19 protein-coding genes are annotated in these 14994 nt (G+C 56.4%); 1 reads left to right on the plus strand and 18 read right to left on the minus strand.

Features of this window, described 5'->3' with window-relative positions:
• Positions 1–12: 12 nt before the first annotated feature.
• Together PG888_RS17845 and PG888_RS17850 are read right to left on the minus strand one after the other, a co-directional pair.
• Positions 13–642, minus strand: a complete 630-nt coding sequence (locus PG888_RS17845; RefSeq protein WP_270693923.1) for a pyridoxal-phosphate dependent enzyme — start codon at positions 640–642, stop codon at positions 13–15.
• Between the two features lie 385 nt (positions 643–1027).
• A complete protein-coding gene (locus tag PG888_RS17850) occupies positions 1028–1372 on the minus strand; it encodes a Grx4 family monothiol glutaredoxin (RefSeq protein WP_182937946.1) in 345 nt (114 codons plus the stop codon).
• A gap of 288 nt (positions 1373–1660) precedes the next feature.
• On the opposite strand from PG888_RS17850, the gene sodB reads away from it, so the two are divergent.
• Positions 1661–2245, plus strand: a complete 585-nt coding sequence (sodB, locus tag PG888_RS17855) for a superoxide dismutase [Fe] (RefSeq protein WP_182937947.1) — start codon at positions 1661–1663, stop codon at positions 2243–2245.
• A gap of 113 nt (positions 2246–2358) precedes the next feature.
• On the opposite strand, the gene PG888_RS17860 is transcribed toward sodB, so the two are convergent.
• From PG888_RS17860 to PG888_RS17935, 16 genes are all read right to left on the minus strand, one after another.
• A complete protein-coding gene (locus tag PG888_RS17860) occupies positions 2359–3171 on the minus strand; it encodes an MlaA family lipoprotein (protein WP_182937948.1) in 813 nt (270 codons plus the stop codon).
• Between the two features lie 85 nt (positions 3172–3256).
• The gene (gene ccmI, locus PG888_RS17865) at positions 3257–4525 is read right to left on the minus strand and encodes a c-type cytochrome biogenesis protein CcmI (protein ID WP_182937949.1); all 1269 of its coding nucleotides are present in this window, start codon (positions 4523–4525) and stop codon (positions 3257–3259) included.
• Positions 4522–5001: a cytochrome c-type biogenesis protein gene (locus PG888_RS17870; RefSeq protein ID WP_111807826.1), complete on the minus strand. Its 480-nt coding sequence runs from the start codon at positions 4999–5001 to the stop codon at positions 4522–4524. The genes ccmI and PG888_RS17870 overlap by 4 nt, the downstream gene beginning before the upstream one ends.
• Before the next feature lie 11 nt (positions 5002–5012).
• Positions 5013–5543: a DsbE family thiol:disulfide interchange protein gene (locus tag PG888_RS17875; RefSeq protein ID WP_182937950.1), complete on the minus strand. Its 531-nt coding sequence runs from the start codon at positions 5541–5543 to the stop codon at positions 5013–5015.
• Entirely contained in the window at positions 5540–7495 is a 1956-nt protein-coding gene (locus tag PG888_RS17880) for a heme lyase CcmF/NrfE family subunit (protein ID WP_182937951.1), read from the minus strand. Before PG888_RS17880 ends, PG888_RS17875 begins: the two co-directional genes overlap by 4 nt.
• An 82-nt stretch (positions 7496–7577) precedes the next feature.
• Positions 7578–8069 (minus strand): cytochrome c maturation protein CcmE, encoded by a 492-nt coding sequence (ccmE, locus tag PG888_RS17885; protein WP_042658721.1) that lies wholly within the window; start codon positions 8067–8069, stop codon positions 7578–7580.
• On the minus strand, positions 8066–8272 hold the full coding sequence (ccmD, locus tag PG888_RS17890) for a heme exporter protein CcmD (RefSeq protein ID WP_182937952.1): 207 nt from the start codon (positions 8270–8272) through the stop codon (positions 8066–8068). Before ccmD ends, ccmE begins: the two co-directional genes overlap by 4 nt.
• Before the next feature lie 2 nt (positions 8273–8274).
• Complete coding sequence (locus PG888_RS17895) at positions 8275–9015, minus strand: heme ABC transporter permease (protein ID WP_005334687.1); 741 nt, start codon at positions 9013–9015, stop codon at positions 8275–8277.
• Between the two features lie 170 nt (positions 9016–9185).
• A complete protein-coding gene (ccmB, locus tag PG888_RS17900) occupies positions 9186–9854 on the minus strand; it encodes a heme exporter protein CcmB (protein ID WP_139440076.1) in 669 nt (222 codons plus the stop codon).
• A 4-nt stretch (positions 9855–9858) separates the two neighbouring features.
• On the minus strand, positions 9859–10503 hold the full coding sequence (gene ccmA, locus PG888_RS17905; protein WP_182937953.1) for a cytochrome c biogenesis heme-transporting ATPase CcmA: 645 nt from the start codon (positions 10501–10503) through the stop codon (positions 9859–9861).
• Between the two features lie 198 nt (positions 10504–10701).
• Positions 10702–11079 carry a DUF2802 domain-containing protein gene (locus PG888_RS17910; protein ID WP_182939777.1) on the minus strand — a complete coding sequence of 126 codons (378 nt, stop codon included), beginning with the start codon at positions 11077–11079 and terminating at the stop codon, positions 10702–10704.
• A gap of 28 nt (positions 11080–11107) precedes the next feature.
• Entirely contained in the window at positions 11108–11596 is a 489-nt protein-coding gene (locus PG888_RS17915; protein WP_005298836.1) for a chemotaxis protein CheW, read from the minus strand.
• A 69-nt stretch (positions 11597–11665) separates the two neighbouring features.
• On the minus strand, positions 11666–12538 hold the full coding sequence (locus tag PG888_RS17920) for a chemotaxis protein CheW (protein ID WP_182937954.1): 873 nt from the start codon (positions 12536–12538) through the stop codon (positions 11666–11668).
• Positions 12535–13329, minus strand: coding sequence for a ParA family protein (locus tag PG888_RS17925; protein WP_042060512.1), 795 nt, complete (start codon positions 13327–13329; stop codon positions 12535–12537). Before PG888_RS17925 ends, PG888_RS17920 begins: the two co-directional genes overlap by 4 nt.
• Before the next feature lie 4 nt (positions 13330–13333).
• A complete protein-coding gene (locus tag PG888_RS17930; RefSeq protein ID WP_042658717.1) occupies positions 13334–14254 on the minus strand; it encodes a flagellar motor protein MotB in 921 nt (306 codons plus the stop codon).
• A gap of 2 nt (positions 14255–14256) precedes the next feature.
• Positions 14257–14994, minus strand: a complete 738-nt coding sequence (locus tag PG888_RS17935) for a flagellar motor protein (protein WP_042658716.1) — start codon at positions 14992–14994, stop codon at positions 14257–14259.

Below are 14994 nucleotides of genomic sequence, written 5' to 3' on the forward strand. Positions count from 1 at the left end.
GAGAGTATAAGATCACACCCTGTTCGGTCGGTCAAATCCTCGTGCCCTGCTTAAAAAACGTTCGCGATCTTGCCCTGTCAAACCACCGCCACCAATCGGCACTATGATATTATCGACATCATATAAATCTTCGATAATTTCCAGGCCGATCGTTCCCTGGCCAGCAATCACTTTTTCGTCATCGAAGGGAGGAATAAATACCCGACCTTCCATTTCAACTATTTCACTGACTTTGGCGATGGTATCGTTGAAGCTATTACCGTGGAGGATCACTTCCGCTGAATAATCGCTTGTTGCGGCAATTTTAGATTTGGGGGCGCAGCAGGGCATGACCACCTTGGCATCGATGCCAAGCATGGCACTGGAGAGCGATACACCTTGGGCATGGTTGCCAGCCGAGCAGGCGACAACACCTTTTTGCCGGTCTTCAAGACTTAATGAACTGAGTTTGTTGAAGGCACCACGGATTTTAAACGATCCGGTACGTTGCATGTTTTCCAGCTTGAGGTAAACCTCGCCATGACAACGTTCACTGATGTAATTTGAGGGTAGTTGCGCGGTCTTGTATATATGATTGGTCAGTCTTTTTTTGGCTTCAGTAATATCATGAAGACCAATGGGCAGATTGCTATACATCTTCATCGCAAATCTCTTTTTATTTATTAATTTGTAGGGTTTTATTTCACTAAGCGCAGCGATACTAGGTTTTATCATCTGCAATTAATGTGAGCATCAACACAAAAAAACATGTAAAGAGACTAGCTCATTGTGAAATTATCAAAAAATGTGACAACGGCAACACTCGAATCCCAATGGATTAGAAAATATAATCAAGCACACTGAAATTATATAATTAACAACTACCAAACAAAGCATTAAAGATTAGATTTATTAATGCAAAAACGGCTCTGTCCTTCCGCTCCCTATGAGCACAGATATCCCGCTCATGATGTTTGCACCGCTCGGGTAGTTGGCAAATAAAAAAGGGAGCCTAAATGGCTCCCTTTTCAGCGATGTGAACACCCGCTTATTCTGCGGCGGCGTCATCCTGCTTGTACTTGGCGGCAGTTTCCTTGATCAGGGTCTGCAACTCGCCACCCTGGAACATCTCGATCATGATGTCACAGCCGCCGATCAGCTCACCCTCAACCCACAGCTGGGGGAAGGTCGGCCAGTTGGCGAATTTTGGCAATTCGGCGCGGATATCCGGATTTTGCAGGATATCAACGTATGCAAACGGCTCGCCGCAGGACATCAGAGCCTGGGAGGCCTGGGCAGAGAAGCCACAGCTGGGTAGCTTGGGGGAGCCCTTCATGTAGATGATGATGGGGTTATCAGCCAGCTGCTGCTTAATCTTTTCAATAGTTTCCATAGGTGCCTCACTAGAGCGATTTCGGCGGCCATTCTACTGCAATCTTGCCCGAGCACAAACTGACAAAGGGGTGACCCGGTTAGAATTGCGCAAAGAACCCACTCAGGCTTGATCGCGATCATGGCGCCAATCAAGAGTTGTTAGGCCATCTTTGATACTGCTACAATCCCTTGGCTTTGGGCTACCCTGCCCCATCATTTTAAAAACAACTCTTTTCACATATAGAAAAGAGTACGCAATGTCTTGCAACCGTCGCCTTCGCACGGTCCAGCCAATGGAGAGTAGAAAATGGCATTCGAACTTCCCGCTCTGCCCTATGCAATCAACGCTCTGGAACCGCACATCTCCCAGGAAACTCTGGAATATCACCACGGCAAGCACCACAACACCTACGTGGTCAACCTGAACAATCTGGTGCCGGGTACCGAGTTTGAAGGCAAGTCTCTGGAAGAGATCATCAAGACCTCCAGCGGCGGCATCTTCAACAACGCCGCCCAGATCTGGAACCACACCTTCTACTGGCACTGCCTCTCCCCGAATGGCGGTAGCGAGCCGACTGGCGCCCTGGCTGATGCCATCAACAAGGCATTCGGCTCCTTCGCCGAGTTCAAAGATGCCTTCACCAAATCTGCCATCGGCAACTTCGGTTCCAGCTGGACTTGGCTGGTGAAAAAAGCTGACGGCTCTCTGGCCATCGTCAACACTTCCAACGCCGGTTGCCCGCTGACTGAAGCCGGTACCACCCCGCTGCTGACCGTTGACCTGTGGGAGCACGCCTACTACATCGATTTCCGCAACCTGCGTCCGAAGTACATGGAAACCTTCTGGACCCTGGTGAACTGGGAATTCGTGGCCAAGAACTTGGCTGCCTAATCAGCCTCGCTTGCCAAAACGCCCCGCACTGCGGGGCGTTTTTTTTATATCTAGATGGCTGCGGAAATGAATAAGGCGCCCGCAGGCGCCTTGTCACATATCGGGATGGCCGCTTACTGGTCCAACTCGTCCATATATTCATCCAGATTGGCATCGTCGGCCTGCTCTTGCTGAGACGCTTTCAGCTCGGTCTGCTTGCCTGTCACCTTGCCCTGGCTGTACTGCAGATAAAAGTCCTTGGTCAGCGCATAAGGATCGAGGGAGTTGTCGATGATCCGCTCCTGATCGATCAGCTTGGCGCGTGTGCCCAGTCCATCCAGCGCCCAGTGTGCGACCTTCATAGGGAAGGTCAACAAGGCATAGGGGAAGTAGAAGCTGTCAATCGCATCGCCAACCAGCTCACGGGTGGTGGTCGGGCCGTAAACAGGCACCATGATGTAGGCACCGTCACCGATATCGGCCCTGCCCAGCACGGTATCCATCTCCAGCTTGTTGCGATCGAGGCCAGCATATTTGGCCACATCGAAAATACCCAGCAGACCGACCGTGGTGTTGAGGGTAAAGCGTCCCAGGTTGGTGCCTGCCCCTTTCAAATCACCGGTGATCAGATGGTTCACCATGCTGCTCGGTTCATCAAAGTTGGCTACAAAGTTGGCTATGCCATCCTTCACACCCACTGGCACATAACGGGCATAGGCATGTACCACAGGACGTGCCACATAGGGCTCCAGCACATCGTAGTTGACCGCCCACATGGCCCGGTTGGCCCCCTGGAAGGGGTCGCGCGGATCGGCCGCCGTACTGGTGGCGCCCGGATTATTCATGCCGGGATTGAGATCCAGGCTCTCTGGGCCAGGCTTGGGTGGGCCACCGGCACAGCCAGCCAGCAAGAGGGCTGCCAGTATGGCCCCTGAACGAAGATACATATGATTGTCCTGACGTTTTATTTTGATTTATCAGAAGTATAGATAACCCGGCCCCCATCCAGGGGCCGGGTTATCCAAAGGCATATTAGAGGGCGTGATCGATGCGGATGTCAATCGGAGCAGCAGGGATCTCGGCCGTCTTGACCGGCACGGATACTCCTTCGAAGGCTCCTTCCTTGTTCATCACATTGCCACCGCGCGAGAGACGCGCCTTGAACTGCAGCTCCGGATAGGCCGCCAGCTTGCTGCCTTCCATCATGGCATCGCCATCCCCGAGTGACAGGGTAACAGGCAGGGTTGGCCCAGCGATACGCTTCACGGCGATGGGCATGGGCGGCCCGTTGGGCACCACGGCAAAGACAAAGAGATGGGCATCTTCCGGCAGCTGAATGCCCGCCGCCAACGTGATGTGGATGGGGAATTCCCCCTCCTTCACCGCGAGCGGTTGCCCCTCTGCTGCGCCCGCTTTGGCTGCGCCTGAATTCGTCACCTCGATGCCGCGCTGCTTGAGCTGCGCGCGGGCATACTCCATGGAGCGCTCGACCATCACGTAACGGGGGGTACCTTTCTCCATCAGTGGCAACATCGCCTGCCAGCGAGACAGCGCGGTCTGGAAGTCCTCTTTTTGCAGCGCCATAAAGGCATAGACAGAGCGCGCCTCGATATTGTCCGGATCCTGCGCGATAGCAGCTTGCAACAGGGCATCCGCCTGCGCCTCATCCCCCGTCATCATCAGCGCCTGCGCGTAGGGCACCGCCACCAGCGATTTCTGGGGAGCCAGCGTGTAGGCCCGCTCCAGCGCCTCGCTGGCCATCTCGGGATCGTTGCCATCCAGCGCCAAACGTCCCAGCAGCAACCAGCCGCGGTAGTCGTTCGGTTCATCCTTGAGGCGGGTACGCAGTGCTAGGGTGAAGTCCAGCAGATCCTGCTCGGTCACCTGGGCGTCGCGCTCCACCAGAATGCGGTTGCTCAGCTCGCCAAGACGGCTGCTGGCATCTTGCCAGCGACTCACCTCTTGCCAGGAGCCCAGCTTGTAGTAGAGCCCCAGACTCACCACCACCAGCACCAGCACACCCGGGATCCAGATCAGACTCTTGCCACTGCGGGCGGTCTGCTCCACATCGGGAATATCATCCAAGAGGCTTCGTTGTAGCTCGACCAGCGAATCGGACTCTTCGGCCAAGACACCCTGCTCGCGCTCTTCGCCAATCTCCAGCAGCCGCTGGCGATAGAGCTGTTTGTTGAGCGCCGAGCGACTGATGCTCTGTTTGCCTTCACCACGCCACAACGGCACGACGAGCGCCAGACTCACCAACACCAGCAAGCCCGCAATCACAATCCAAAAAGCGGTCATTGTTTCTCTTCCTCTTTGAGCAGCTCGGCCAGTCGGCGCTGCTCCTCCTCGCTCAAGGCGTTATCCAGTTGTTTTTTCACCGCAGGGGGCCGGCGGCTGCGCAGCACGACCACGGCGCCACCGATCAGGATCACCAGCAGCGGGCCGAGCCAGAGGATCAGGGTGGAGGCCATCAGGGGCGGGTTATAGAGGATAAAGTTGCCGTAGCGGGCCACCATGTAATCCACGATCTCCTCTTTATCCTTGCCCTCGCGCACCATCTGGTAGGTCTTGTCGCGCAAGTCCTTGGCCAGCCCCGCATTGGAGTCGGCGATATCCTGGTTCTGGCACTTGGGGCAGCGCAGCTCCTTGGTCAGTTCGCGAAAGACCTGCTCCTGATTGTCGTTGTCGAAGGTGTAGACATCGATAGCGGCCATGGCGGGCGCTTGCACCACCCATCCCAGCAACAGCAGCAGGGAAGCAATAAATACTCTCATCAGGACTCCCCTCACTTCATGGCATCAAAGATGGGTTTGAGGGTCGACGCCCAGTTCTCGGGGTTAATATCCCCCACGTGGCGATAACGGATGATCCCCTTGCTGTCGATAAAGAAGGTCTCCGGTGCGCCATATACCCCGAGATCCAGCCCCAGCATGCCGTCCGGATCATAGAGGTTGACCTGATAGGGGTTGCCCAGCTCAGCCAGCCATTTGATCGCCTTGTCGCGCTCATCCTTGTAGTTCATGCCTATGATAGGAATGCCCTGCCCCGCCAGCTGTTTGAGGTAGGTGTGCTCGCCATAGCAGGTCGGGCACCAGGTAGCCCAGACGTTGAGCAGCATGGGGTGACCGGTCAGGATGCTGCGATCGTGCTGTTTGTTCAGATCGTAAATGTCCTGCAGGGTGAACACCGGTACCTCTTTGCCCACCATCACGGATTCGAGTTTGGTTGGGTCGGAGTAGAGTCCCTTGAACAGGAACACAGCCCCCAGCAAAAAGACGATAAAGGGGATTAAAAACAACCAGGTCTTTTTGTTCATGCCTTGGCCTCCTCCTCACGACGGCCGAAACGGTAACGCTTGTCGAGCATCGCCAGCACGCCACCGATGGCCATAAAGACGCCGCCGAACCAGATCCAGCGCACGAACGGCTTGTAGTAGATCCGCACCGCCCAGGCTCCGTTGTCGAGCTGTTCCCCCAGCGCCGCATAGAGATCACGGGTGATACCGGCATCGATGGCCGCTTCGGTCATCGGCATCCGGGTCACCTTGTACATCCGCTTCTCGGGCTTGAGCAGGGCGACCTGCTTGCCATTTTTGTGCACTTCCAGCACGCCCTTGAAGCCATCATAGTTGGGACCGTTCTTCTCTTTGATCCCGGCAAAGACGAACTCGTAATCGGCAAAGTGCACCCGATCCCCCGCCTGCATCCGCAGATCCTTCTCGATGCTGTAGTTCTGGGTACAGGCGATACCAATGATGCTGACTGCCAGCCCCACATGGCCGAGGATCATGGCCCAGTGGCTATTACCCAGCTTGCGCACGCCGACTGCAAAGCTGTGCTTGTGGGTCGCTCGCGCCCAGGTCTCCTGCACGCTGGTGACGATGATCCAGGCCCCCAGACCTATCCCTACCGCCGCCCACGGCTTGAAGGTTGCGGCAAAAGCCAGCGGCAACAGCACGGCAGCGGCCAGACTCAGCACCAGCGCCACGACCACCTTACCTCTGAGTTCCCCCAGCTCCTGACGACGCCAGCGAAACAGCGGGCCAACGCCCAGCAGCAGGGCAAACGGGATGATCAGCCAGCTGTAGATGTGGTTAAAGAAGGGAGTACCGATAGAGATGCTGCCCAGCCCCAGCTCCTTGTGCACCAGCGGCAACAAGGTGCCGAGCAGCACAGTCAGCAGACCCGCGACCAGCATGATGTTGTTGCAAAGCAGCAGGGTCTCGCGACTCCACAATTCGTGTTTGCCGTGACTCTTCACCTGCGAGCCTTTAAAGGCAAACAGCAGCAAGGAGGAGCCGATCACCGCTAGCAAGAAGCCGAGAATAAACAGACCGCGGGTCGGATCGGAGGCAAACGCATGAACCGACACCAGCACGCCGGAGCGCACCAGGAAGGTACCGAGCAGGCTGAGCGAGAAGGCAGAGAGGGCCAGCAGCACGGTCCACGCCTTGAAGGTGGCACGCTTCTCGCTCACCGCCAGCGAGTGCAGCAGGGCCGTCCCCGCCAGCCAGGGCATAAAGGAGGCATTTTCTACCGGATCCCAGAACCACCAGCCGCCCCAACCAAGCTCGTAATAGGCCCACCAGGAGCCGAGCACGATGCCGAGAGTCAGGAATACCCAGGCCGCCATGGTCCAGGGGCGCGACCAGCGGGCCCAGGTCGCATCGAGACGACCGGTCATCAGCGAGGCAATGGCGAAGGCAAACGCCACCGAAAAGCCCACATAACCCATGTAGAGCATCGGCGGATGGAAGATGAGACCCGGATCCTGCAACAGCGGATTGAGGTCACGGCCATCGACCGGGAAATAGGGCAAGGTGCGGGTGAAGGGATCGGAGGTGAACAGCACGAACGCGGTGAAGCCGACCGAGATCAGCCCCAACACGCCGAGTACCCGCGCGACAGCATCGAGCGGCAGACGGCGACTGAACATGGCTACCGCCGCAGTCCAGCCACCCAGGGTCAGTACCCACAGCAGCAGGGAACCTTCGTGGGCACCCCACACCGCCGAGATGCGATAGGCCAGCGGCAGCAGGCTGTTGGAGTTAGTGGCCACATATTGCACGGTGAAGTCGTTATCGATAAAGGCCCAGGTCAGGCAGAGAAACGACAGCAGCAGCAACAAGAACTGGGCATAGGCGAGCGGACGGGCCGCCGACATCATGCCAAGACGCCCCCAACTGGCGCCAAGCAGCGGGTAGCTGCCCAGCAGCAGGGCGGTGGCAAAGGCCAGGATCAGCGCAAACTGACCTAATTCCGGGATCATGAAGGCATTCCTTTCAATTGAACGGTGACAACAGCCGCATCACGCACGGCAGGCAAAGCGAAAAAGGCAACCACCACAGGGATCACTGCTTGGCTCCCTTCAACTGCGCCTCGGAGTACTCCGGCTTGAAGTGCATGCCGTTGGTGGCATCGGCCACTTCCGGCGGCATGTAGTTCTCATCGTGCTTGGCCAGCACCTCGAACGCCTCTACGGTCGTGGCATCCTTGAGGGTGCCCTGGGCAACAATCCCCTGCCCTTCACGGAACAAGTCCGGCAGGATGCCGTCAAACTCGACCGTCACCAGATGACCGCCGTTATCCACCAGCTTGAAGGCCACCTTGAGGCTCTGGGGATCCCGCTGCACCGATCCCGGCACCACCAATCCACCGATGCGCAGACGCTGCCCCTCTTCCGGCTTGATCTTGTCCGGCCCCTTCCCCTCCACCAGCTCGCTCGGGGTGTAGAAGAGGTCGATATTCTGACTGAGGGCGTAGAGCACCAGCCCGCTGACGGTCGCCAGACCCAGGGTGATGGCCAGAATGATGGTGAGGCGTTTTTTGCGTCTCGGGTTCATAGGGTGTTCTCCATCTGCCGGGCCGCCTTGCGACGGGCCTCGCGCGCCTGTTTGCTGCGCAGCTCGCCGAGCAGGCTGCGGGTTTTCATGCGGGTAGAAATGATGATGCCGACCAGACACATCAGCGTCAGGCCAAAAGAGAGCCAGACATAGAAGGCGTAACCGCCCATCGCCATAAAATCACTGAAAGAGGCAAAGTGCATGCTTACTTCTCCTGCTCTGCAATCTCTTTGACCCAGGGGCGATGCCACTCCCGCATCAGGAGTTCATTGCGAAAACGCATCAGGGTCAGGGCCCCGAGAAACGCGGCAAACGCCAGGATCATGATCAACAGCGGCCAGAGCATCTCGGGTGAAATGGAGGGTTTGTCAAATTTGGTGATGGTGGCCCCCTGATGCAGGGTGTTCCACCACTCTACCGAGTAGTGAATGATGGGCAGATTGATCACCCCCACCAGCGCCAGAATGCCGGCAGCACGGCCAGCAACCACCTTGTCACTGAAGGCGTTATAGAGGGCAATCACGCCAAGGTAGAGAAACAGCAGGATCAGCTCGGAGGTGAGCCGTGCATCCCACACCCACCAGGTTCCCCACATGGGCTTGCCCCAGGCGGCACCGGTAAAGAGGGCAATAAAGGTAAAGACGGCGCCGACCGGTGCGATAGCCGCCACCGTCATGTCCGCCATCCGCAGTTGCCACACCAGGCCGATAAAGGCGGCCACCGCCATGGTGGAGTAGGCCCCCATGGAGAGAATGGCGGAAGGCACGTGGATATAGATGATCCGGAACGAATCTCCCTGCTGGTAATCCGCTGGCGCAAACGCGAGGCCCCAGACAGTACCGATCACAAACGAGAGCAGACTAATCACCGCAAACCAGGGCAACAGCGTGCCTGCCAGCTGATAGGCACGCTCCGGTTTGGCATAAGGGTGCAACCATTTCCACATAGCTCACAAAACCTTTTTGTTATTAATCGTTTGGCGAGGCCTACCATACCGACCACGGGGCAGCATCAAATACCCCGAAAGCAATAAGCGGCGCTCTCCTTGATCCATCGCAACATTATTTTTTGCAAAAAGACTCCGTTCGGAGCCAAATTCGGTTCAGCTCACGGCCATCAGTTTAGGCTGACCCGCAACGCTGCCGACACAGCCAGCGGCGTCAGTGTCAAAGCCCCCACCAGCATGGCGGCCAGAATGGCAAGCTGCCCGCCATAGGGCAAGCTCATCCCCGCGGCATCGATGGCTGAGGTGGCAAAAATCAGTACCGGAATATAGAGCGGCAGGATCAGCAGACTAAGCAGCACCCCGCCTTTGCGCAGTCCCACCGTCAACGCGACCCCGACCGCGCCGAGCAGGCTCAATACAGGAGTGCCCAGTGCCAGCGTCGCAACGACAGCCAGATAGGTGTTCATATCCAGCGACAGCAAAATCGCCAGCAAGGGAGAGATCAGCAGCAGCGGCAAGCCGGTCAGCAGCCAGTGAGCGACCACTTTCGCCAGCGCCAGCAAGCCCAGCGGGTGCGGCATCAGCATCATCTGCTCCAGCGCGCCATCGGCAAAGTCGTCGCGAAACAGCCGCTCCAGCGACAACATGGCCGCCAATAGCGCCGCCACCCAGATAATCCCCGGGGCAATACGGGCCAGCAGTTTGGGTTCCGGGCCAATCCCTAACGGAAACAGGGTGATGACGATGAGGAAAAACCAGAGCGGATTGAGAATATCGGAACGCTGGCGCAGAGCCATCAGCAGTTCACGGTGAATAAGGTGTATAACAGCGCGCAACATGGCGTTACTCCTGCAATGTCGATGCGAAGGGGGTCAACGAGATACTCTTCAGCCGTCCCTGCATCAGGGTCAGATCCTGATGGGTGGTGAGGATCACCATGCCGCCCCGCTCGGCGTGTTCCAGAAAGAGCTGCTCGAGCACCTTGACCCCTTGCTTGTCGATGGCGGTAAAGGGCTCATCGAGGATCCAGAGCGCCGGTTTCTGTGACAGCCAGAGTCTGGCCAGAGCCACGCGGCGTTGCTGACCGGCAGAGAGTTGCCCGGTCGGGTTCTCTTCAAACCCGGCCAGCCCTACCCGGGCCAATATCTGCCACAAGTCAGTCTCTGTCTGCTGCGGGTGATGCAACTGCTGGTAGAACTTCAGGTTTTCAAAAGGGGTCAGCGCCGCTTTGACACCGGGTTGGTGACCGAGATAGAGCAGATTGGCATGATACTCATCACGACAGTGACGAATATTCTCCCCATTCCAGCACACCTCACCGGCAAACGGCTGCGACAGCCCGGTCAACAACCGCAACAGGCTGGTCTTGCCGACCCCATTGGGCCCTTCAATTTGCACCAGATCGCCGGGCGCAACAGAGAAAGAGAGGTGTTCAAACAGAGTGCGATCTTCGCGCACGCAGCTCAGATTGTTAACTTGAAGCAGCATGGGGATTTTTTCAGAGAAAATGAAGCGGTCTGCATCTTAACACAGTATTGGAATACGTCTTTTCAAAGATGCAACAATTGAACTGACTGGCGACCGGGATCACAAAGAAAATGCGGTAGAAACCATCTGCTCAACGCAGTCGGGGAACAAGCGGCTGCACGCCATAAAATTCAGGAAGGCAATTGCCTTCCTGAATCATCAAGAGCGACCTTTTCGCAACGATATCAAGAGCTCGGCCTCTGCCTTTGGCAACTCGCACTCACTCATGACTTCATCAAGATCGGCGCCCAGTTCGACCATCTTGGCCGCTCGGCTGTAGAGCCTGCGTTCGGGATCCTGCATGGTCAGCTCTTGCTGGCGCTCATTGACCTGCTGCATCGCCCCTTCCACCGACTGCAGACGCTGCCCCATGCCAATGGCGCCGGTATGGAGTTCCATCATCTGCTTGCGCAAGCTTTCCAACTGACCTTGCAGGGTTGCCACACTGGCCTCGGACTCCTGCTTGCTGCACTTGCTCTTGAACCAGATATAAGAGGCAAACGCCAAGGCAATCAGGGACACCCCCAAGGCAACCATCTCGATTATCAAAACATCACCTTACTTATCAGAGGGAACCGATATCTTCCCACTCTTCATCGGAGAGCAGCTTGTTCAAGTCAACCAGGATCAGCAGTTGCCCATCGCGGTTGCTCACCCCCTGAATAAACTTGGCGCTCTCTTCAGTGCCGACCGCAGGTGCCGCATCGATTTCGGAAGAACGCAGGTAAACCACTTCTGCCACGCTGTCGACCATGATGCCGATCACCTGCTTCTCGGCCTCGATGATCACAATGCGGGAGTTTTCACTCACATCACCGGAGGGCAGACCAAAACGGGAACGGGTATCGATGACAGTCACCACATTGCCGCGCAGGTTGATGATCCCCAGCACGTACTCAGGCGCACCCGGCACCGGCGCAATTTCGGTGTAGCGCAACACCTCCTGAACCTGCATCACATTGATGCCGTAGGTTTCGTTTTCCAGTTGGAAGGTTACCCATTGCAGCACTTCATCTTCGGCCAGATTCTGTGCAATATTGCGCTTTTCTGTCATGTTTTTATTCCTTTTATGAAAACGTCTACTGCTAAAACTAGCAATAAAACAGCTCGATTGCAGAAGTTATCAGCGACCTTCTATGTTCACCCCACGCTCCAGCAACAGGAGCAGTTCGCGAACATGTAACAGGGCACACATTTTTTCTTTGACCATGCCAGCCAACCAGGGGCGCTTGCCCTCCTGATGACGCCACTTCACCTGATCACGGTGTAACAATTCGGTCCCTTTCAGGTGATGACACGCCAGTCCCCAAGGGGATTCACCCAGCATAATCAGATACTTGTAATCATCCATCTCGAGATGCTGACCCGGCATGACCCATTGGGCCGTATCGACCACATTCATCTTCTGCTCGCGGGAGGTCATGATCCCCTTGTACCAGCCAGGCTGGCCAAACAGGGAGGTGATTTCGCCCAACTGATGAATGCCACCAAGCTCGGTCAACGGCACCGCAAACGTCACGCCCGCGACTTCAAAAAAGAGGGCCTGAAACTCTTTGCCGGTATCGATATTTTCCCAGGCGACGGGTGCACTGGCCTCTACCGGAGCAACCTCCAGCGCCGTCTCGGTCAGGATAGTGGTATGAGGCTCTGCAACTTCGGGAGCCAGCACTTCAGCCGGCCATTCCGGCTCAACCGGCAACAGTGACTCTTCCGCGACAATCTCCAGCGGTGCGGTGAGTGTTGCTTCCTGGGTGAAAGCATCATTCTCGAACTGGACTTGTCCTACCTGCGCCAGCAACTCACCGAGCTGGGCAAGCCGTGGATCACTTTCGAGGTAAGGTGCAGCCACCACATCGGGGACGCTCTGGGGCTGACGTTGCAACTGCAGAACCGGGGCAGATTGAACCTCCTCAACTTCATCCAGCACCAGCGGCTCATCGAGCAGCAGGGAGTGGAAATAGTCATCCATCGCCCGGACTTGAATGGTATCTCTCATGGCGTCACCTCATGAACCCGTTGCCGCTCAAGGGCATCAAGATGGTTGAGCAGCGTTTCGTATGCATAGGTTCCGCGACTCCCGGGAGAATAGATAGACGGGGGGATATGCAGCAAGCTGGCATCCCGAAACTTGGTATCAATCGGGATCACTGCATTCCACACCGAATCACCGTATTGATCCTTGATCGATTTCAAGGTCATCAGAGAGGCACGGGTGCGCTTGTCGAACATGGTCGGGATCACGGTATAACGGAACTTGTCACGCTTGGAACGTTGCATGATCTCGAATGTTTTCATCATCCGTTCCAACCCCTTGAGGGCCAGAAACTCGGTCTGGACAGGCACCAGAATGCGATCGCAGGCAGCCAGCGCGTTGACCATCATCACCCCCAGCACCGGCGGGCAATCGATCAGCACGTAGTCATATTGATCCTGAATACGCAGCAGTGCCCGCTTCAGTACCAATCCCATTCCCTCACGATTGCCCATCACCCGATCAAGGGTCGCAAGGGTAATTGAGGCAGGCAGCAAATGGATATTTTCAAACTTGGTTCTGAGCGTCAGTTTATTGACAAGCTCGGCGGTCGGTTTGACAGCCTGAAACAGCTCGTAGAGAGTGCCATCCAGGCGATCGGAATCGAAATCAAGATATGCAGTCAGCGAGGCATGGGGATCGGTGTCAATCAACAGCACCCGCTGGCCACGCTGGGCCAGGATCCCGGCAAGCGAGACCACTGTGGTGGTTTTACCCACTCCACCTTTCTGGTTGGCAACCGTCCAAACAATCACTGTATCAATCCTGCCTTGTTGTTATGCGTATGCCACCACCGGGCAAGGTGATCACCTTTATCTCTCCTGCATCCACCGCTTGCTGTACCGCAGGAACCGGCTCGGCAACCACAGTGGGCGTTGCAACCACAGGCGCTGGCGGCACCCAGGCAAATTTAGAGATAGCGACCACAACCTTGCGATTCTGCAGTCTACCCTGCTCGCTGCCGTTGTCAGCAAAGGGGGAAAACTCGCCATATGCCTCGAACGCCAGACGCTGGGGAGCGATACCATCGGCGATCAAACCATTGAGTACCGCCTCGGCCCGAGCGGCAGAAAGCGCCCAGTTAGAACGATAAATTTCATTATTTATCTGCTGGTTATCGGTATAACCCCGAACTCTTACATAGTTATCGACCGGTTTGAGAATACTTGAAAGAGTATTAATGACCGGTGCTGCATTTGGCCCCATAAAGGCGCTGCCGCTGCCAAACAACAACCCGGAGCTGAGTTCAACGGTCAGCCAGTTCTCATCTTGCGTCAGTTTGACGATACCGGCATCCACCAGCGAGCCCATGCTCTGTTGCAACTGCATATCGAGTTTCGCAAGTGTCGTGCCATCTTGCAGCACTGGCACACCAGAAATGGGAGCAAGTGAAGGAGAGGGGGATGCAGGGCTTTCCAGCAACGAGGGGGATGCAGAGACCGCATTGTCCAGCAGGGAATTACCCTGCCCCTCCAGCAAACCGTGACTCCCGGGCTGCATGACACTGAACGCCTGACTCATGCCATCAATTACTGCGCGGTATTTGTCCTTGTTCACCAGCGCAACGGAGTAGAGCACCACGAACAGAGCAAAGATCAGCGTCATATAATCGGCATAGGAGACCAGCCAACGGTCAAGATGCTCGCGACCCTGCAAGTGCAACCGATAGCGCTTGCGCATGGCTACTCTCCTTTCAAATAGGCCCTGAGCCGACGCTCAACTTGCACACCATTTTCACCATGGGCGATGGCAAGTAGCCCTTCCAGGGTCATCTCCTGAAAGAGTGCGTAATGATAGTGAAATGCACGCAACCGGTTGGCGATCGGCAGATAAATGAGGTTGGCAAAACCCACTCCATAGATGGTTGCCACAAATGCGACTGCGATACCCGCCCCCAGCGCTGACGGATCTTCGAGATGAAACATGGCCTGGATCAGGCCCAGCACGGCACCGATGATCCCGATGGTCGGACTGTATCCCCCCATAGCTTCAAAGACCCTGGCGGCATGTTCATTGCGCTCCTGCTCGATATCGATGTCCGCTTCCAGCAGCATACGGATATCCTCTGTGGATACCCCATCGACAATCATGCCAAGCCCTTGGCGGGTAAAGTTGTCCTCCTCCTGCTCGGCCTGATTTTCAAGGGCCAGCAGCCCTTGCTGGCGTGCAAAGACGGCCCACGACTGCAACCGTTCAGCCTGCGTCGAGAGATCTTGCCTGGGAGGGGTAAAAATCCATAACAGCTGGCGCAACGCCAGCAGAATGTACTTGGCAGGAGTCTGCAATGTAACGGCACCGACAGTACCGCCCAGCACGATCAGAAAAGCGGGCCCGTCCACCAGCGTCAACAGGGAGCCACCATGCCACAGCTGGGCAATAGCAATAGCCCCCAATGCCAGGAGCAGACCGAGCAAGCCCAT

It is taken from the genome of Aeromonas sp. QDB23, from assembly GCF_027707745.1.
In the GTDB taxonomy this organism is placed as follows: domain Bacteria; phylum Pseudomonadota; class Gammaproteobacteria; order Enterobacterales; family Aeromonadaceae; genus Aeromonas; species Aeromonas allosaccharophila.